Source organism: Micromonospora sp. Utrum1 (assembly GCF_057197805.1).
The window spans coordinates 3,644,782-3,663,163 of record NZ_CM170071.1 but is presented as its reverse complement, the minus strand read 5'-3'; the positions used below and the strand labels follow the sequence as shown (position 1 = coordinate 3,663,163).

14 protein-coding genes and 1 pseudogene are annotated in these 18,382 nt (G+C 70.0%); 4 read left to right on the top strand and 11 right to left on the bottom strand.

Annotation, left to right across the window (positions count from 1 at the left end; translation table 11 throughout):
• Positions 1-89: 89 nt before the first annotated feature.
• The 5 genes from AC0OLQ_RS17270 to rhaI form a co-directional block, all read right to left on the bottom strand.
• Positions 90-1,124: an autoinducer 2 ABC transporter substrate-binding protein gene (locus AC0OLQ_RS17270; protein ID WP_484532197.1), complete on the bottom strand. Its 1,035-nt coding sequence runs from the start codon at positions 1,122-1,124 to the stop codon at positions 90-92.
• A gap of 72 nt (positions 1,125-1,196) precedes the next feature.
• A complete protein-coding gene (locus AC0OLQ_RS17265; RefSeq protein WP_484532196.1) occupies positions 1,197-2,693 on the bottom strand; it encodes a rhamnulokinase in 1,497 nt (498 codons plus the stop codon).
• Positions 2,690-3,481, bottom strand: a complete 792-nt coding sequence (locus tag AC0OLQ_RS17260; RefSeq protein WP_484532195.1) for a DeoR/GlpR family DNA-binding transcription regulator — start codon at positions 3,479-3,481, stop codon at positions 2,690-2,692. The genes AC0OLQ_RS17265 and AC0OLQ_RS17260 overlap by 4 nt, the downstream gene beginning before the upstream one ends.
• 838 nt (positions 3,482-4,319) lie before the next feature.
• A complete protein-coding gene (locus AC0OLQ_RS17255; protein ID WP_262286776.1) occupies positions 4,320-4,535 on the bottom strand; it encodes a LuxR C-terminal-related transcriptional regulator in 216 nt (71 codons plus the stop codon).
• Positions 4,536-4,563: 28 nt separating this feature from the next.
• On the bottom strand, positions 4,564-5,730 hold the full coding sequence (rhaI, locus tag AC0OLQ_RS17250) for an L-rhamnose isomerase (protein ID WP_357333683.1): 1,167 nt from the start codon (positions 5,728-5,730) through the stop codon (positions 4,564-4,566).
• A gap of 226 nt (positions 5,731-5,956) precedes the next feature.
• Here rhaI and AC0OLQ_RS17245 point away from each other — a divergent pair, with 226 nt between their 5' ends.
• The 3 genes and pseudogenes from AC0OLQ_RS17245 to AC0OLQ_RS17235 all read left to right on the top strand — a co-directional run bounded on the left by AC0OLQ_RS17245 (position 5,957) and on the right by AC0OLQ_RS17235 (position 7,212).
• Entirely contained in the window at positions 5,957-6,094 is a 138-nt protein-coding gene (locus AC0OLQ_RS17245; protein WP_484532194.1) for a hypothetical protein, read from the top strand.
• Between the two features lie 45 nt (positions 6,095-6,139).
• Positions 6,140-6,793, top strand: a pseudogene (locus AC0OLQ_RS17240) (transposase family protein); the annotation flags it as partial.
• A gap of 152 nt (positions 6,794-6,945) precedes the next feature.
• Positions 6,946-7,212, top strand: coding sequence for an Imm32 family immunity protein (locus AC0OLQ_RS17235; RefSeq protein WP_484532193.1), 267 nt, complete (start codon positions 6,946-6,948; stop codon positions 7,210-7,212).
• 89 nt (positions 7,213-7,301) lie between these two features.
• Here the strand turns inward: AC0OLQ_RS17235 and AC0OLQ_RS17230 are convergent, their stop codons facing one another.
• The 6 genes from AC0OLQ_RS17230 to AC0OLQ_RS17205 are packed head-to-tail and all read right to left on the bottom strand — an operon-like array spanning position 7,302 to position 17,270.
• Positions 7,302-8,327: an ABC transporter permease gene (locus AC0OLQ_RS17230; protein WP_484532192.1), complete on the bottom strand. Its 1,026-nt coding sequence runs from the start codon at positions 8,325-8,327 to the stop codon at positions 7,302-7,304.
• Positions 8,324-9,286 carry an ABC transporter permease gene (locus AC0OLQ_RS17225; protein WP_484532191.1) on the bottom strand — a complete coding sequence of 321 codons (963 nt, stop codon included), beginning with the start codon at positions 9,284-9,286 and terminating at the stop codon, positions 8,324-8,326. The genes AC0OLQ_RS17230 and AC0OLQ_RS17225 overlap by 4 nt, the downstream gene beginning before the upstream one ends.
• Positions 9,279-10,805, bottom strand: coding sequence for a sugar ABC transporter ATP-binding protein (locus tag AC0OLQ_RS17220; RefSeq protein WP_484532190.1), 1,527 nt, complete (start codon positions 10,803-10,805; stop codon positions 9,279-9,281). Before AC0OLQ_RS17220 ends, AC0OLQ_RS17225 begins: the two co-directional genes overlap by 8 nt.
• A complete protein-coding gene (locus AC0OLQ_RS17215; RefSeq protein ID WP_484532189.1) occupies positions 10,805-11,869 on the bottom strand; it encodes an ABC transporter substrate-binding protein in 1,065 nt (354 codons plus the stop codon). The genes AC0OLQ_RS17220 and AC0OLQ_RS17215 overlap by 1 nt, the downstream gene beginning before the upstream one ends.
• Positions 11,870-11,895: 26 nt before the next feature.
• Positions 11,896-14,787 (bottom strand): MGH1-like glycoside hydrolase domain-containing protein, encoded by a 2,892-nt coding sequence (locus AC0OLQ_RS17210; RefSeq protein ID WP_484532188.1) that lies wholly within the window; start codon positions 14,785-14,787, stop codon positions 11,896-11,898.
• On the bottom strand, positions 14,784-17,270 hold the full coding sequence (locus AC0OLQ_RS17205; protein WP_484532187.1) for a LamG-like jellyroll fold domain-containing protein: 2,487 nt from the start codon (positions 17,268-17,270) through the stop codon (positions 14,784-14,786). The genes AC0OLQ_RS17210 and AC0OLQ_RS17205 overlap by 4 nt, the downstream gene beginning before the upstream one ends.
• Before the next feature lie 261 nt (positions 17,271-17,531).
• On the opposite strand from AC0OLQ_RS17205, the gene AC0OLQ_RS17200 reads away from it, so the two are divergent.
• A complete protein-coding gene (locus AC0OLQ_RS17200) occupies positions 17,532-18,368 on the top strand; it encodes a DeoR/GlpR family DNA-binding transcription regulator (RefSeq protein WP_322443216.1) in 837 nt (278 codons plus the stop codon).
• Positions 18,369-18,382: the final 14 nt, after the last annotated feature.

Sequence of the window (18,382 nt, the reverse complement as noted above, 5' to 3'; positions counted from 1 at the left end):
GACGCGGTCGCGCCTGGCCGAGTGTCCGCCGTGGTCATGCTGGCCTCCGGTGGGGCGGGCCGGGCCGAGGGCCCGACCCGCCGCGCCTGCTAGTAGTTGAACTGGTCGACGTTGTCCTTGGTGATCCGCAGCGGGTCGCCGAGCAGCAGTTCCTTCTTGTCGCTGAAGTACTTGACGCCACTGAGGTCGCTGCTGACCTGGTTGTCGCTCGCGAACGTCTTGCCCTCGGCGAGCTGCTTGCCCGCCCACGCGGTCAGGTAGCCGAGGTTCTCCACGTTCCACAGGATCGCCGCGCTGGACGAGCCGTCGGCCAGGTACGGCTTCATCGCCTGCGGCGTGCCGAGGCCGACCGTGAAGACCTTGCCGACCTTGCCGGCCTCGCGGACGGCCTTCGCGACCCCCGGCGCCGAGCTGGTGCACTCTCCGACCAGGCCGGTCAGGTCGGGGTGGGCGTTCATCAGGTCCTTGGCCATCGAGACCGCCTTGGCCTCGTCCTCACCCGCGTAGACGGTGTCGACGATCTGCGCCTTGGGGTACTTCTCCGCGGTGTACTTCTTCTGCACATCGATCCAGGCGTTCAGGTTCGCGGCGGTCTGGCCGCAGGAGACGATGGCGTACTTGCCCTGGCCGCCCATCTTCTCCAGCAGCGAGTCCGTGAGCGCCTGGCCGATGCCCTCGGTGTTGGCTTGGTTGACGAACACCTCGCGCACCGAGTTCGGCGCGTCGGTGTCCGACGTCATGACGTGGATGCCCTTGGCCTTCGCGTCGGCGAGCACCGGCGCCATCGAGTCGGGGTCGTTGGGTGCGACGACGAGGACGTCGACCTTCTGCTGGATCAGGGACTTGACGATGTCCGTCTGCGCCCCCGGGTCCGCCGTGGTGGACCCCTTGTAGATCCAGTTGATACCGAGGTCCTTGGCGGCCTTCTGGCCGCCGGTGTTCATCGCCTCGAAGTACGGGATGCCCTGCAGCTTCGGAACGAACGCGACGCTGATCTGCTTCTGGCTGCCGCCGGACTCGCTCGACGACCCGCTGCCGCCACCCTTCTTGCTGCAGCCGGCCATCGCGAGCGCGCCGACGAGCCCGACGGCGAGCAGTGTCGTCGCCCTCTTCGACATCCGCATGGATACTCCTCTCTAGCCTGCCCCCGCCCGGCGGGTGCAGGACGCCGCCCCGGGGCGGCGGATTTGGAATGGTTACTCGACCAGGTCTTGCCCGGGCGAAACCGACGCGACGACGTCGCGGAATCGGGTGTAGTGCTCCCCCCACATGGCGGGGTCGCGCGGTTCGACGAGGCGACCGTGGTCGTCCTGTCGGACCACCTCTCGTATGTCATCCAGTCCCGCGAGCTCGCCGAGCGCCATGAGCTGGACGAGCAGGTTGCCCATGGAGGTGGCCTCGACGGGCCCCGTGCGGACGGGTAGTCCGGTGGTGTCGGCGGTCAACTGGTTGAGCAGATCGTTGCGGGATCCACCGCCAACGATGTGCACGGCGGTCATCGGCCGCCCCGTCACCTTCACGATCGACTCGAAGGCCACGCGATAGCGCAGGGCCAGGCCTTCCAGGACGCACCGGGCCACCTCACCCATGCCGGCGGGCACCGGCTGGCCGGTGGCCCGGCAGTAGGCGCGGATCCGCGCGGGCATGTCGCCGGGGCGTACGAACGAGGGGTGATCGACGTCGACGACGCTGCGCGCCGCCGGCGCCTCGGCGGCCAGCGCGACCAGCGCCGGGTAGTCGATGTCGTGGCCCTCCCGCGCCCACTGGCGCCGGCACTCCTGCAGCACCCAGAGCCCCATCACGTTGCGCAACAGCCGGACCGTCCCGGCCACACCGCCCTCGTTGGTGAGGTTCGCCTCGCGCGAACCCTCGTCCACCACGGGGTGCGCCAGCTCCACGCCGGCGAGCGACCAGGTGCCGGAGGAGACGTAGCCGGCGTACGGATTGTCAAACGGCACGGCCGCGACGGCGCTGGCGGTGTCGTGGCTGCCGGGTGTGATGACCCGGGCGCCGGCCAGGCCGGGCAACGCGGCCAGCGGGGACACGACCGGACCAAGGTCGGTGCCGGCGTCCACCACCTCGGGCAGCAGATCGGTTCGGACGCCGAGGTCGTCGAGGAGCTTGGTGGCCCAGGTCCGGCCCGCGACGTCGTACGCTCCGGTGGTGCTGACGGCCGTGAACTCTGCGACGCTGGCGCCGGACATCAGGTGGTGGAACAGGTCCGGCATCATGAGCAGGCGGCGGGCTTGCGGCGGCGGGCCGCCGGCGCGGGACTCGGCGAGGAGCTGAAAGACGGAGTTGATCTCCATGAGCTGGACGCCGGTGCTGCCGTAGAGCCGGTCGCGTCCGACGATACGCGTGGCTTCCGCGAGCATCCCCTCCGTACGGGCGTCCCGGTGCGACACCGGGTCGGCGACGAGGTCGCCCCGCTCGTCCACGTAGCCGTAGTCGATCCCCCAGGTGTCCACGCCCACCGAGTCGACCCGGCCGCTGGCTCCGGCGCGGCCGAGGCCTGCCAGGATCTCGTGCCACAGCGCGGTCATGTCCCAGCGCAGGTGCCCGTCGACCACGTGCGGCTGGTTCGGGAAGCGGTGCACGATCTCCGTCTCCAGCCGCCGCCCGTCGAAGGTGCCCACGACGATGCGGCCGCTCTCCGCACCGAGGTCCACGGCGACGCAGCGGCGGCGGCTCATGATTCTCCTCCCCTGGTGACCGGTACGCGCTCCACCGGCACCCCCCGGGACGACCACTGTCGTGCGACGTCGTCCGGGGTGCCGTCGTCGGTGACGAGACCGGTGAGGTGATCGGTGGCGACGAAGGGGTGCAGGCCGAAGCGCCCGAGCTTCGAGGAGTCGAAGAGCCCGTAGACGCGGTCGCAGGCCGCGGCGAGCCGCCGCTTGACCGTGGTCTCCTCCAGGCTCAACTCCATCAGCCCGTGCGTGGGGCTGAGAGACCGCAGCCCGAAGAAGCCGACGCTGAGCCGGCCCCGCGACGACAGGTCGTCGCCGAAGTCACCGACGAGGGACTGGGACGAGCGGCGTACGGTGCCGCCGAGCACGACGACGGTGATCGCGTCGGACTCGCTGAGCACGTCGGCGGCGCGCAACCCGTTGGTCACCACGACCAGGCCGCGCCGGGCCCGCAGTTCCACCGCGAGGTAGTAGCAGGTCGTGCTGCAGTCCAGGCAGATGGCGTCGCCGTCCTTGACGTGCGCCGCGGCGGCGCGGGCGATCGCCTGCTTCGCAGCCTCGCTGTGACGCAGTCGCATCTCGAAGGCGCCCTCGTCGGCGCCGTCGTGGGGCACGGCGCCGCCGCGGACGCGCCGCAGCAGCCGGCGCCGTTCGAGCGATTCGAGGTCCTTGCGGATCGTCACGGCCGAGACACCGAACCGTTCGATCAGGTCCCCGATGCTGACTCGGCCCTGGCCGTCGAGCAGGCGCAGCACGTGTTGCTGGCGCTCGTGCTCGGCAATCCCCGGCATGGTTCCGCGATCCCTCCGTTGCGGTGGTGAGGTGACGCTAGACACAGTCAGCGGGACGGTCAATAAAGGAAAGAGAAGTCGCCGTCGTAACAGTTTCGATTGACTCACGTTCGGTTTCGGTTTCGGTTCGGTTACCGCGCCGGGGCAACAGCGAGCGGACCGTGCCGCGGTGACACCACAAGTGACGGCGGAGGAACAGACGCCCGCCCCACGGCTTCGGACGACGACGTTCCGGCGGACCGCCGTCCAATGGCGCTGGTCGGCGGGCCCGGGTTGCGGCGGTGTCAGTCGTCGGCGGGGTGAGCGCTGATCGTGTGGGCTCCGGCGGGCACGCCGGTGGGTAGACATACCGGCCGTCGCTGTGCGCCCCGTACGCCTTGGCCTTATCGCGTGCCAGGCCAGCCGCCCGGCGACAGTGACCGTCGTCAGCCCGTCGGCGAGGACGGCGATCCTGCCGGTGGTGCCGCCCGGCCCGATCACCTCCATGAACGGGCAGACCATCTGCGGCATCGAGCCGGTGCCGGGCTTCGCGCCGTACGGCGTCCAGAGCTGGCTCCAGCCTCTCAAGGACCCGATCGGTCCGGTTCGGCCGAGGCGACTCCGGACAGCACCGCGAAAACGCTGCCCTCCGGTGGAATGGTCCGGAGCTGCCCGGCGGACTGGCGGCGCACCTCGCGGGCTCGTTCCACACCTGGTCATTGACGCCGCGGGTCACCTCGGCGACCAGCCCCGCCTGGAAACATCGATGCAACCCCGTGTCCGGATCCGGCCAGCCGCGTCGGGCGCCAGGGCTCGACTGGCGGCCGGCGGGCCACCGCATCGGGCCACCGGTCGCGGGTCAGATCAGACTGCGCCGCGCGGCCCAGACCACCGCCTCGATCGCCGTGTTCACCCCCAGCCGGTCACAGATAGTCCGGGTCCGGCGGCGCACCGTCCGCTCCGATGTCTCTAGCCGGCGGGCGACGGCCTCCAGCGACAGTCCCCGGGCGAGCAGTGAGAGGAGAGCCACGTCCTCGTCGGACAGCTCAGGACGTGGCTCGGCAACGCGGTTCACCTGCCGCACCCCTTTCGGGTCGTACCAGTCAGGCGCCCCAGCCAGCCTGAGCACCGCCGCGGCGCTCGGCGACCAGTCGCTCGTGATGGCCGGAGCGGTGGTAGGCGGCGATGGGGTCCGGGTCGATCCCCATCTCCTCGCGCAGTTCGGCCAGCAGCGGCCGCACGTCGGTGTTGAACGCGTCCATCAGCAGTGCGTTAGCACCGAGCACGTCCCCGTTCTCCTGCGCCACGCGCAGCGCGTCGGAATCGACCAGCAGCGCCTTGGCCGTGGCCTCCTGTACGTTCAGCACCGACCGGATCATCGCGGGGATCTTCGGCTCGATGTTGTGGCACTGGTCGAGCATGAACGCCACGTCGGCCTCCGGGTCCAGGCCGCCAGCCTGCACGATCTCGTGCATGATCCGGAACAGCTGGAACGGGTCGGCCGCGCCGACCATCAGGTCGTCGTCGGCGTAGAAGCGGCTGTTGAAGTGGAAACCGCCGAGCCGTCGCGCCCGCAGCAGGAACGCCACGATGAACTCGATGTTCGTCCCCGGCGCATGGTGTCCGGTGTCGACCAGTACCTGGGCCCGCTCCCCCAGCGTCAGGCAGTGCGCGTACGACGTGCCCCAGTCCGGGACGTCCATGGTGTAGAAGGCGGGCTCGAAGAGCTTGTACTCCAGCAGCATCCGCATGTTCGCGGGCATCGCGGCGTACGTCGCCGCCAGCGCCTCGGCCAGCCGGTCCTGTCGGGCCTGGATGCTGTCCTGGCCCGGATAGTTCGTGCCGTCGGCGAACCACAGGCTCAGGATCGTCGAGCCGGTCGCCACACCGATCTCCACGCATTCCAGCAGATGGTCCAGCGCCTTGCGCCGCACCGCCGGATCGGGGTTGCAGACGCTGCCCAGGCGGTAGTCGTCCTCCTGGAACACGTTCGGATTGATGGCGCCCAGCCGGATCCCCACCTCCTGCGCGTGCTTGGCGAGGTCGGCGTGGTCGTCCACCCGGTCCCACGGGATGTGCAGCGCCACGCTCGGTGCCACGCCGGTGAACCGGTGCACCGTCGCGGCGTCGTCCACCTTCTCGTACGCGTTTCGCGGCACGCCTTCCTGGGCGAACACCTTGAAGCGGGTGCCGGAGTTGCCGTAGGCCCACGAGGGCGTCTCGATCCGCTGCGCCCGCAAGGCCGCCGTCACCGCTGCCCGGTCGGTCATCAGTACTGCTCCCATCTATCGCAGATGTCAGAGGCCCCGTCGTAGGCGGGCTCGTACGCGAATAGCGAGCGACATCCGGGCGAGTTGAATCGTTTCAATGCCGCCTGTTCTAGGAAGCTAAGCCAAAGTTCGAGTACGTGTCAAGGCTCACATCGCCACTACCGGGCACGCGCGCCCGGAACTCCATCGCCAACTCGGCTACGTCCGCAACGAGTCCGCCCGCCAGATGCCTGCCGGCCAGAACCACACCATCGCTATCGTCGGCCTCGATGTCACCGCTCTCTTCACCGACGTCATCCTCGCCGAGGCGGCCCGCGCCGCGGCCGCCGCCGACGCCCCCAGCGACGATGATCGCTCGCACTAGCCTTGGCGTCGGGGCTGATAATCGCCTTTGCCCTCGCCGAGAAGAGGCCGGCCGGGCCGGCAGTGGGCCCTGGACCTGCCGGATCGGGTGCTGCTGGTGGCCGCGTACTGGCGCACGAACCTGACCATGCGGCAGATCGGCCCGCTGTTCGGGGTGTCGCACTCCGCCGCGCACCGGGTCATCGACACCCTCGGCCCGCTGCTTGCCCTGGCCTCGGTCCGCCGGCGCCCGGTAGACCAGATCGCGATCGTCGACGGCACCCTCATCCCCACCCGAGACCACCGGCTGGCCGCGCCGAGCAAGAACTACCGCTACTCGACGAACCTGCAGGTCGCCATCGACGCCGGCACCCGCCTGGTCATCGCCCTCGGTGACCCACAGCCCGGCAACCGCAACGACACGATCGTCTACCGCACCTCCGGCATCGACCAGAAACTGGCCGGACGGCCAGTCATGGCCGACGGCGGCTACCGCGGCAACCCCGAGGTGATCATCCCGTACCGCAAGAACCGCGACGGCAGCCCTCTGCCGGCCTGGAAGGAGGACCTGAACGCCCAGCACCGCACCGTCCGCGCGCAGGTCGAACATGCCCTGGCCAGGATGAAGAACTGGAAGATCCTGCGCGACTACCGCCGCGCCGCCCGCACATTGACCCACACCGCTTCCGGCATCGCCCACCTGCACAACATCGCTCTGACCTCGCAACCATCAACCCCGCTGCAGGCAACGCCTTCAACCAGTTACGAGACAGCCTTTAGGCGGCCTGGTGGCTGGGGGTGTCGCCATTCAAATGATGTATTACGTAGCGCCTCCACCTGCGGGGTGGCACGGCGAGGCAGCGACGGCTGAGCGTGGGGCACACTCGCTGCGTGGATGAGATCGCGTTTCGGTCCCCGGCTACGACAGCGCGCGGCGTTGTGGCGCCCGTGGAGGGTGGCACACTGTCCGTAGAGATCGTGGACGGCTCAGTTGAGATCTTCGGCGACCGAGCCGGGCTGCGGGATCTCGCACGATGGTGCCTCGCCCTCTCCGACGAGCGGGCACCGTCTGGGGCCCACATCCATCTCGTCCAGGTCCCCTTGGGCGGCGGCTCGTCGCCCAAGGGGACCTGCCGGTGATGGTCCGAAACCACCAACGGCCGGTCAGCCGCAGCTCGTCAGGCGGCGTCCTGCTGCGCCCCTGGCGCTGGTGCAGCCCGTGGCCGCCCTCAGGACAGCCGCTGGGCCCGGTGCAGGATCCGCTGGGTAACCACCACCAGAGCGAGGAACGCGCCGCTGACGACCTGCTGGAACGACGAGGTGAGCACGCCGATCTGATTGATCAGGCTCTGGATGACCCCGAGCAGGAGCACACCCGCCATCGTTCCGGTGAGACCGCCGGAACCACCGGTGAGTAGCGTGCCGCCGATCACCACGGCGGCGATGACGTCGAGTTCCATGCCGGCACCGAGGATGGTGACCCCGGAGGACAGGCGGGCGGCGTTGAGGGCGCCCGCCAATCCGGCGAGCAGCCCGGAGATGAGATAGACGAGGACCTTGACCCGGGTGACCGGCACGCCCATGAGGACCGCAGCCTCCTCGCTGCCGCCGATGGCGTAGACGTTCTGGCCGAAGCCGGTGCGTTGCAGCAGCACCCCGCCCAGCAGGGCCAGACCCAGCGTGATCCAGACGGGCACGGTGAGGCCCAGGAAGGACGCCTGGCCCAGGGCGCTGAACGCGTCGTTCTGCACCAGGTAGGTGTTCGCCCCCTCGTCGGATACGGCGAGCATGAGGCCCCGCATGCCGAGCAGCCCGGCCAGGGTCACGATGAACGGTGCCATGCCGGTGCATGCCACGATCAGCCCTTGCACCAGTCCGATCGCGCCGCACACGGTGAGCGGCAGCAGCAGTGCGACGAGCAGCCCATACCGGGAGCCGTAGGCGGCCAGCACACCGGCGAGCACGAAGGACGAGCCGACGGAGAGGTCGATGCCGCCGCTGATGATGACGAAGGTCATCCCGATCGCGACGATGGCCAGGAACGACGACGACACCGCGATGTTCGCGGTGTTCTGCGGGGTGGCGAACGAATCGAAGGCGACGGCCCCGACCACGACGGTGACCGCCAGCACCATGAGCGCGCCGTGGTGCTGCAGCAGGTGGCCGATCCGTTCGCGGCGTAGCATGCCCGGCCCGCGCCGCGCATCGGTGCCGGGGCGGTCCGCGTCCGCAGCGGTGGTCGTTGTGGTGGTCATGCGCGCCTCCCTCGGGCGGCGTAGACGGCGGCCAGGATGATGACCGCTTGGACCATCTGGGTCCAGGACTGCGGCAGGTTGTGCTTGATGAGCGTGGCCTGGAGGAGCTGGATGAGCAGGGCACCCATCACGGTGCCGAGCACGCGGACCCGGCCGCCGGTGAGCGGGGTGCCCCCGACGACCACGGCGGTGATCGCGGACAGTTCCATGAGCAGGCCCAGCGAGGTGGGGTCGCTGGCCTGCAGCCGGGAAGTGGCCAGCACGCCGGCCACCGCGGCGAGCAGGCCGGAGATGATGTAGACCGTGATCAGGACGCGTCGGACCGGCAGGCCGGACAGCCGGCTCGCGGCCCGGTTGCCGCCCACGGCGACCAGCTGCCGGCCGAAGGTGGTGCGCTTGATCAGGAACCCGACCAGCACGGTGAGCACCGCCGCGACGATGACCACGAGCGGCAGTCCCAGCACCGACCGGCTGCCCAGGGTGATCAGCGTGGGGTTGCGGAACTCGGTCAGCTGCGGCACCAGCACGTTCGCCACGCCGCGTACGCCGACCAGAAGCGCCAGCGTCGCCACGATCGGCTGCACCCCCACGTACGCCACCAGCGCGCCGCCGGCGGCGCCGGCGGCCGCGCCGGCGATCAGGGCCGCGACGATCGCGACCGGAGCGCCGTAGCCGAGGTAGAGCACCACCATCGCCGAGGCGAGCGCCATGACGGCACCGACGGACAGGTCGATGCCCTCGGTGCCGATCACCAGCGCCATGCCGAGTGAGGTGATCACGACCGGCGCGACCTGGATGAGCTGCGTCCGGAAGTTCGCCACCTCCAGGAAGTGCGGCGTGAACACCACGTTGAAGAGCAGGAGCGCGAGCACCGAGGCGTAGACGCCGTACTCCTGCAGCCACGCGAGCAGGCGTGCTCGCCCTCCCCACACGTGCGGCGCGGCCGCGAGCTCAGCCATCGGTCTCTCCCGTCGCGGCAATCGTTGCCATGATCGCTTCTTCCGTCACCTGGTCGCCGCTCAGCTCGCCCGCGAGCGCGCCGTCGCGCAGGACCACAACCCGGTCCGCCCCTTCGACGAGTTCCTCCAGATCGGATGAGATCAGCAGCACGCCGAGCCCTTCGGCCGCAAGCTCGTCGATGAGCGCCTGCACCTCGGCCTTCGCGCCGACGTCGATGCCCCGGGTGGGTTCGTCGAGCAGCAGAACCTTGGCGCCGGTGGCCAGTGAACGGGCCAGCAGGACCTTCTGCTGGTTGCCGCCGGACAACTCGGAGACCTTCTGGTACGGCGAGGCGGCCTTGATGCGCAGCCGCCGCATGAAGCTGTCGACGATCCGGTCGATCCGGGCGTCGGACACCACTCCGGAGCGGGACATCTGGGGCAGGGCGGCCAGCGCGATGTTGTCCCGTACCGACAGGGTCGGCACGATCCCCTCGGCCTTGCGGTCCTCGGGGACGAGACTGACGCCGGCCCGGATCGCCGCCGCCGGAGAGCCACGACGTACCTGTTGCCCGGCTACCCTCACCGTGCCGGCGTCGACCGGTAGGGCACCGGCGATCGCCTTGGCCGTCTCGCTGCGCCCGGCGCCCAGCAGCCCGCCCAGGCCCACCACCTCGCCGGGACGGACCTGCACGGACACGTCGCGCAGGACCGGTCGGCGGGACACCGAGCGGGCCTCGACGAGCGGCTCGCCGGCCATGGTGGTGTGCTCGCCGGTGAACCTCGTCGCGCCATCGCGCCGGATCTCGGCGGGGTCGCGGCCGAGCATCAGGGCGACCAGGTCCACCCGGGCCAGCTCGTCGAGCGGCCCGTCGTGCGCGACCCGGCCGTCGCGCAGCACGGTGACCCGGTCACAGATCCGGTACAGCTCGTCGAGGCGGTGGCTCACGTAGATCACCGAGATGCCCTCGGATCGCAGGTCGGCGATGACACCGAAGAGGGTGTCCACCTCTCGCGGTTCCAGCGCTGACGTCGGCTCGTCCATGATCACCACGCGGGCCTCGATGGAGACCGCGCGGGCGAGCGCCACCATCTGCTGGGTGCCCATGCCAAACGAGCGCAGCGCCCGGCGCACGTCGGTGCGGATGCCGTACCGGGTCATCACCCGCTCGGCCTCGGCGTACAGCTGCGTCGTGTCGATGACCCCAAGCCGGCTGCGCGGTTCGCGCCCGAGCAGGAGGTTGTGCGCGAGGCTCATCTGCGGGACCAGGTTGACCTCCTGGTAGATGGTCGAGATCCCGGCCCGCTGGGCGGCGAGGGGGTTGTCGAAGGTGACCGGCTCGTCGCGCAGCAGCAGCATCCCACGGTCCGGCCGGTACACGCCGGTGAGGACCTTGATCAGGGTGGACTTGCCGGCGCCGTTCTCGCCGACGAGGGCGTGGACCTGCCCCGCGTCCAGCCGGAAGGACACGTCGTCGAGGGCGAGGACGCCGGGGAATCCCTTCGAGATTCCCCGGGCCTCCAGAACCGCGGTCGCCATCAGTACGCGTTTCCCAGGCTCTCCTTGGCGTTCGCCGTGGTGTACTCCTGGTCACTGATGATCACGGTGGCCGGGATCCCCTCCCCGTCGAGGAACTTCTGGGTGGTGGAGAAGGCGAGCGGGCCGAAGCGCGGGTTCGACTCGACGACCGCGGACAGCCAGCCGTCGACGATGCCCCGCACGGCGGCGCGGGTGCCGTCCACCGACACGATCTTGACCTGGCCGGGCGACTTGCCGGCGCCCTTGAGCGCCGTCACCGCGCCGAGCGCCATCTCGTCGTTCTCGGCGTAGATGCCCTTGGTGCCGGGTCGGGACTGGATCAGCTGCTCGGTGACCTGCTGACCCTTCTCCCGGGTGAATTCGCCCGTCTGCTCGAAGGAGATGGTGATGCCGGGTGCCTTCTCCTGGATGCGGTCCTTGAAACCCTTCGTCCGGTCGGTGGTGACGTTGTTGCCGGGCGCGCCGAGGAGGATGGCGACCTCACCCTGGCCGCCGAGGGCCTGCATCATCTGGTCGGCAGCCCGCTTGCCCTGCTCGTAGAAGTCCGACCCGATGAAGGTGAGGTAGTCGGTGCACGGTTGAGCGTTGATCTTGCGGTCGACGGTGATGATCGGGATCTTCTTCTCCGCCGCCTGCTTCAGCACCGGTTCCCAGCCGTCGGAGTTCAGCGGCGCGATGACCAGCAGCTTGGCGCCCTGGGCGATGAGTTGCTGAACATCCGAGATCTGCTTGGAGAACTGGGACTGGGCGTTGGTGACCCGCAGGTTGGCGATGCCGAGCTTGGCGGCCTCGTCCTTGATGGACTTGGTCTCGGCGATGCGGAAGGGGTTGGCTTCCTTCTCCGACTGGGAGAAGCCGACCACGTCCTTCTTGAGGTCGAACTTCTGCCCGCCGAAACTCTGCAGGGTGCAGGTGGGGCCGGTGGCACCCGCGCTCTGCACGACCTGCTGGCCCGCGCTGCCGGCGGGTGCGGGCGTGTCGCCGCTGTCCTCGCTCTTGGCGCACGCCGCGGTGGCCAGCAGGGCGGCCAGCGCGACCGCCGCCACTCCAGATGTCCTGGACATGAGAGGTCCTTTCGCTAAGGGATGCTTCATTCGGCAGGGGGATACAGCGCACAGGTCTCGACGGCGCCCCTCGGCTGGCTCGGGCTCTGCCAGCGCAGGTGCAGGTTCGAGCCGCCGTAGTGCTCGAAGTACTCGACCTTGATGTCGTAGCTGGTCCCCGCCCGCAGGGCGATCGGCGCGGCGGTCCGCTCGACGTCCCAGTTGTCCGTCCAGTTGTCGATCAACAGTTGCCCGTCGACCCACAGCCGGAAGCCGTTGTCGCCGATCATCGAGAAGGTGTAGGTCTCCGAGTACCTGGGCACGATCGAGCCGGTCCACCGGACCGTGACGTCGTCGGACTGGCCGGTGCGCTGCCGCAGGACCGGTTCGAGATCGTCGAAGTCGAGGTTGGGGTCGACCGCGGACGATTTCAGCGCACCGAAGTCGAAGACCCCCGGTCCCGTACTCACGTAGTAGTCGCCGCGCAGGCCGCGCCGCTGCGCCGGGTCGTAGCCGACCTCGACGGTCGCCCGGGCATGCGTCAGCTGCCGCACCCCGCCGACGGTGTAGACAGCCTCGCCGGTCAGCGCCGCGTCGTCGCACGGCGCCACACCGTCCGCCGGGCGGACCGACCACCTGCTGGTGATCGTCCCGGCCGGTGGCACGCGCCGGGTGAGCACGGCGTCCAGGGGCGTCACCGTCCATCCGGACGGCGCCGCGAGGCTGACCGAGACGTCCTCGGCGGGCCGGTCGGACCGGTTGGTGAACGTGGTGGTCACGGTGGTGGCCTGGCCCGGCCGCACCGACGCATCGCCGCCGTCGCCGACGACGAATCCGGCGGCCGCGCTGGAGGTGCTCCATGCCTGCAGTTCGTTGACGCCGACGAACGCCCCGACGGGGTTGGTGAAGAGCAGCCGGATCCGGTCGGTCGTCAGCGCCGGGAAGGTGATCCGGTTGAGGCCGTTCCCGACCGGCTGCTGACTGGAACGGCGCTGCTCCGCGACGTCGACCCAGGCGCCGTCGGTCCAGTACTGCAACCGGTAGTCCGCTGCGGCCTGTACGCCGCCCCCGTCGTCGTAGCCATACCAGCGCACGTCCTGGACCCGGGTCGGGCCGCCGAAGTCGACGCCGTACCAGTCCTGCGCGTTGGGCGACCGGTAGTTGGTCCACCGGGTGTTCTGCGGCACCTCGTTGAACCACACCTTGCCGTCGAGGGCGTTCCAGGGATTGTCATACGGCGAGGTGTAGGACGCGATGGGCTTGGGGTAGCCGGTACGCAGGGAATTCGCCGCGTCGTTGACCAGGCGTACGGTCTGCGGGGCCGGTACGGTCGCGCCGATCGGCACGGTGAGCGCGCCGGGCTCGGCGGCCACCGTACGCAGCGCGCCGTCGACGTAAACGCGCAGCCCGGCGCCCTGCCCGTAGTGGGAACCGTCGCGATCCCACAGCACCGTCACGTTGTGTCCGTGGTAGGGCACGTTTTCGATCGCGTAGTGGTCCCAGGCGTCCGGCACCAGCGGCTTCAGCTTCAGCGTGCCGCCGTCCTGTGGGCGCAGGCCGAGCAGACCCGAGATGACCAGGTCGGTGTACGACGAATGGAGGTAGTCCTCGCTGTGCGAGTGTCCGTCGTAGATCCAGCGTTTCTCGTCCGGGTGGTGTGCCTCGGCGACGTACGGCCGGCCGTCGCGGTACTGGGTGAGCGCATAGGTCCGCAGCAGGGCGTAGTAGTCGTCGCGGCCGATGTCGGTCTGCGCCGGCTGGTCGTCGAGCAGGTTCGCCAGGCCGGTCAGCGCCTGTGAGGTGCTGTACGGCCAGGACGGTCCGTCCCAGTGGCAGCACCCCTGGGCGGCTTCGCTCATGAAATAGGGGCTGCGCCTTTCGACCGTCGTCGGCCCGTACGCCGAGGCGAAGCCCTGCGGGTCCAGCAGCTGCCGCCAGGCCACCGAGTCGGCCGGCTCGGCCAGGCCGAACTGCCACGGGATGAAGCCGACCTCGGTGCGGACCTGCTGCCGCTCGTGGCTCGGGTTGTTCTCGTCGACGATGTCCAGCCAGAACTTCGCCTCCGGGTCCCACAGCCACCGGTGCGCGTTGGCCTTGAGCGCCGCCGCACGCCCGGCGTACTCGGCGGCGATCTTCTCGTCGCCGTTGCGCCGGGCGATCGCGCTGATCGCCAGCGCGTCGCCATACTGGTAGGCGTTGATGGACGGCCGGAAGGTGTGCACGCCGCCAAAGTGGTCGCTGGAGGCGTAACTCGCCGGCGACAGCTCCTTGGCGTCCCAGACCGGGCGCTGCCAGTAGAGCCCCAGCTCCGGATCGAGGTGGTTGTCCCAATCGCGGTACTGGGCGATCAGGGCGTCCTGCAGGCGCTGGAGGAAGGCGAAGTCGCCGGTCACCTGCGCGCGTTGGTAGGCGGCCGTCGCCGCCCAGAAGCTGTACTCGTGCGCCCAGTCGGGCGCCTCCGGGTTGACCGTCTGCGGCCGCTGCCCAGGGCCGGTGAGCCAGAACGCCAGATAGTCGTTGAGGTAGCCCCGGTCGCGCACCCAACGGCCCTCGGTGACGTGGTGCCCGGCTGCGGCGTTGATGGCCTGGTACGGCGCGGCGTACCCGCAGCAGTCGAGGAACTCGGTCAGCACCCAGCCGTCGGTCGGGCCGGCGTAGCGCAGGTGCTCTTTCCACACCCGCCAGCGGTAGTAGTAGACGTCCTGGATCTGCTGGTCGGGCAGGTCCACGAAGGGGATGTTCGCCTCGTACCAGGCCGGCTCGGCGTATCCGGTCAGGTAGCGCCGGTGGTCGAGGAAGTGGGTGCCCGCGCCGACGGTGGGATACGGCGACGCGGCAACCGGCGGCGGGCCCTGCGGCGGAGCGGCGGCGCCGGGGGCGGCCGTCGCCGCCGCGGTCAACACCGCGGCGACGACGGCGACCAGGCGGATCTGCCTCACTTGCTGGCTCCCGCTGCGTAGAGCTGGGCGACCTCGGCGGCGGACAGGGAGCGGTCGTAGACCTGCACCTGGTCGATCGCGCCGCGCCAGTAGTCGACCGGGCCGCTGTTGTACCAGGCCCGTCCGATGACCGTCGGTCCGCTGGACGCCTCGCCCAGGCAGGAACTGGCCGTGCCGGCCTGCTGCCCGTCGACGTAGAGCGTCAGCGTGCCGGTGGCGGCGTCCCGCACCCCGACCAGGTGATACCAGCGGCCGGTCTCCGGTGCGGTCGGCGCGAGCGCCCGGGCCCCGGCGAAGCTGAACGCGAACCGGTTGTCCGCGCCCGAGTACTGCAGGAAGAAGGCGCTGTGGTTGCTGCCGTCCTGGCTCACCGCGGTGGCGAACCCGCCGAGGCTGTCCAGCTTCACCCAGGCCGACGCGGTGTAGTTGCCGGTGGTGTCGAGGATCGCGGCGCGGGTGTCGACGTACTGGTTCAGGCCGTTGAGCTGCACCGCGCTGCCGGAGTGGCCGGTGGTCCACGTCGCGCCGTTCATCAGCGTCCCGTCGTGGTTGCCGGCCTTGTCGTCGGTCGCCGTGCCGGTGCCCTCGTCCAGCGGCCACCAGCCCACCCCGGTCAGCCCGGGCGCGCCCGGCGGGAGCTGCGGTGCGTTCGCGCCGGTGCCGTCGACCGAGCGGACGATGGCGCGGTTGACGTCCCGGACCCGGTCGAAGTCCATCTTCTGGATCTGGCGGTCGTAGGTGTAGAACCCGTTGACCTCGTGCTCCACGTCGGTGGTCTGGGTGTAGACACCGCCGGAGAGCCCGCACCGGTTGGCCACGGTCAGCAGGTCGCGCTGGTTCTCCACGTAGCGCCGGGTGAGGGTGGCGCTGTCCGGCGTCATCTCGTAGCCGTGCCCGTCGCCGAACCACATGTGGCCGGGCACCTCCAGCCCGAGGCCGCCGTGCTCGCCGTCCACAGCGACCCGGTCCCCGCTGGGGATCGGTGAGGCCGGGCCGAGGTATTGGTGGAAGTCGATGATGTCGCCGCGCCCCGAGTCGCCCTTGGAGGCGCAGCAGTTCACGCCGCTGTGCGCGTTGACCATCCGGCTGGTGTCCTGGGCGCGCAGCTCGTCGGCGATCCGGCCGGTAGCGGTGCGGTCCCACTCGCCCCAGCCCTCGTTGAACGGCACCCAGACCGTGATAGACGTCCAGCTCTGGTGCTCGTCGACGAGCTCCTTCAGCTGCCGCTCGAACTCCTGCCGCGCGTCGACCGGCGGGATACCGCCGGTACGCATGGCGGGCATGTCCTGCCACACCATGAGGCCCAGGCGGTCGGCCCAGTAGTACCACCGGTCCGGCTCCACCTTGATGTGCTTGCGTATCGTGTTGAAGCCGAGCCGCTTGGTCTCGGCGATGTCGAAGCGCAACGCCTCGTCGGTCGGTGCGGTGTAGATGCCGTCCGGCCAGTAACCCTGGTCGAGGGTGGACAGATTGAACAGGATCTTGCCGTTGAGGGCCAGGTGGAGCTTCCCGTCCGCGCCCTTGATCTTGGTCACCTCGCGCATGCCGAAGTAGGACTCGACCCGGTCGACCTCCTTCGGGCCGTCCAGCACCCGCACCGTCAGGTCGTAGAGGTACGGCGAGTCGGGCGACCAGAGCTGCGGGTTCGGTACCGGGACGCGCAGCTCGGCGCCGGCCGGTCCCGAGGCGCGGCCGACGACCTTGTTGCCGGCGTACGCGACGGCCTCGACCGTACGGCCGTCGCCCTCGGCGACCTGCGCGGTGAGCCGGAGGCTGGCGTCGTCCACGTCGGGCGTCATCCGTAGCCGGTCGACGTGGCTCGCCGGCGCCGGCTCCATCCAGACGCTCTGCCAGATGCCGGACGACGAGGTGTAGAAGATCCCCCGGTCCGGCACGTTGCGCTGCTTGCCGATCGGCTGCCAGGTCTTGTCGGTGCGGTCCTCGACGCCGACCACCAGCTCCTGGGCGCCCCGACCGCGCAGGGCGTCGGTGACGTCGACGCTGAAGCTGTCGTAGCCGCCGCGGTGGGTGGCGACCTGGACGCCGTTGACCCAGACCGTGGCGTCGTAGTCGACGGCGCCGAAGTTGAGGCGCAGCCGCTCGTCGCCGCCGATCCGCCAGTTCGCCGGCACCTGGAAGGAGCGCCGGTACCACATGCGGTCCTCGTGCCGCTGAATGCCGGACAGCGCCGACTCGATCGGGTACGGCACGAGCACCCGCTCGCTGAGCGGCTCGCCGATCGGCGGGGCTTCGCCTTCCTGTGCCCCCGCGAACTGCCAGACTCCGTTCAGGCTCTCCCACCTCTTACGGACCAGCTGCGGGCGGGGGTAGTCGGGAAGCGCGTTGTCGGGCGACACCTGGCCGGTCCACGGTGTGGCGATCGGTGGTGTGCCCGGATGCCAGGTCGCCTCGGCGCGCGCGACCCCTGGCACGCCGCCGATCACGCAGGCCGCGGCGATCAGCGCGGTGGCTGCTCTTCTCATCGTTCAGGGCCCCTTTCTCACGAGCGTGGCGTGAGAGGGCAGGCCGCAGCGCCCGGGCCCGGGACGGCGATCGGGCCGGCCAGGCCGGGCGGGAGAGCCTGCCTGAAATCGTTGGGAAACAATCAATCACCGTCACGATCTCAAGTCAATACCATTCGATCAGATCCGGTCAGAAACGATCCGGGAGCGCTCTCACCAGGGTGGGGAGGCGTGAAGAGTACGATCAGAACCAGACCGACCCGTTCACGAAGAGAGGACAACGTGGCACCTGGCGACGACTCCCGGACGGCGACCGAGGGCCGGCGAACCATGTTCGCCGCCGAGCGCCGGCAACGCATCCTCGAACTGATGCACGCCAACGGCGCGGTCTCCCTGCGGGACATCGCCCAGGCCGTCCAGTCCTCAGAGGTCACCGTGCGACGTGACCTGCGGATCCTGGAGGCCGACGGGCTGCTCAACCGCCATCACGGCGGCGCAACCCTGCCCGGCGCGCTGGCCACCCCACCCGGCGCGCTGTCCCGCGAACCCACCTACGCCCAGAAGGCCCAGGTCGCCGCCGCCGAGAAGGCCGCCATCGCCGAGCTCGCCGCCTCGCTCGTCGAGGACGGCGACGCCATCGTCATCGGCGCCGGCACCACCACCCAACTCTTCGCCCAACAGCTCACCCGGTACGCCGAGCTCGCCGTCGTGACCAACTCGCTGCTGGTGGCCCAGGCGCTCGCCAACGCGCCGCGGGTCGAGGTCGTCCTCACCGGCGGCACGCTGCGCGGCGCCATCCTCGCGCTGGTGGGCAGCGCCGCCGAGCGCTCGCTCGCCGGTCTACGGGTCCGCCGGGCCTTCATCTCGGGCAACGGTCTCACCCCCGAACGGGGCGTCTCCACGCCGAACATGCAGGTCGCCAGCGTCGACCGGGCGCTCGCCGCGGCCGCCGAGGAAATCGTCGTACTCGCCGACCACACCAAGATCGGAGTCGACACCATGGTGCAGACCGTCCCCACGGACGAGATCGACCACCTCGTGACCGACGACGCCGCCCCCCGCGACGTGCTCGACGAACTGGCCAACCGGGCCGTCCGGCTGCACGTCGCCCGCCCCTGACGTCTTTACCTTTG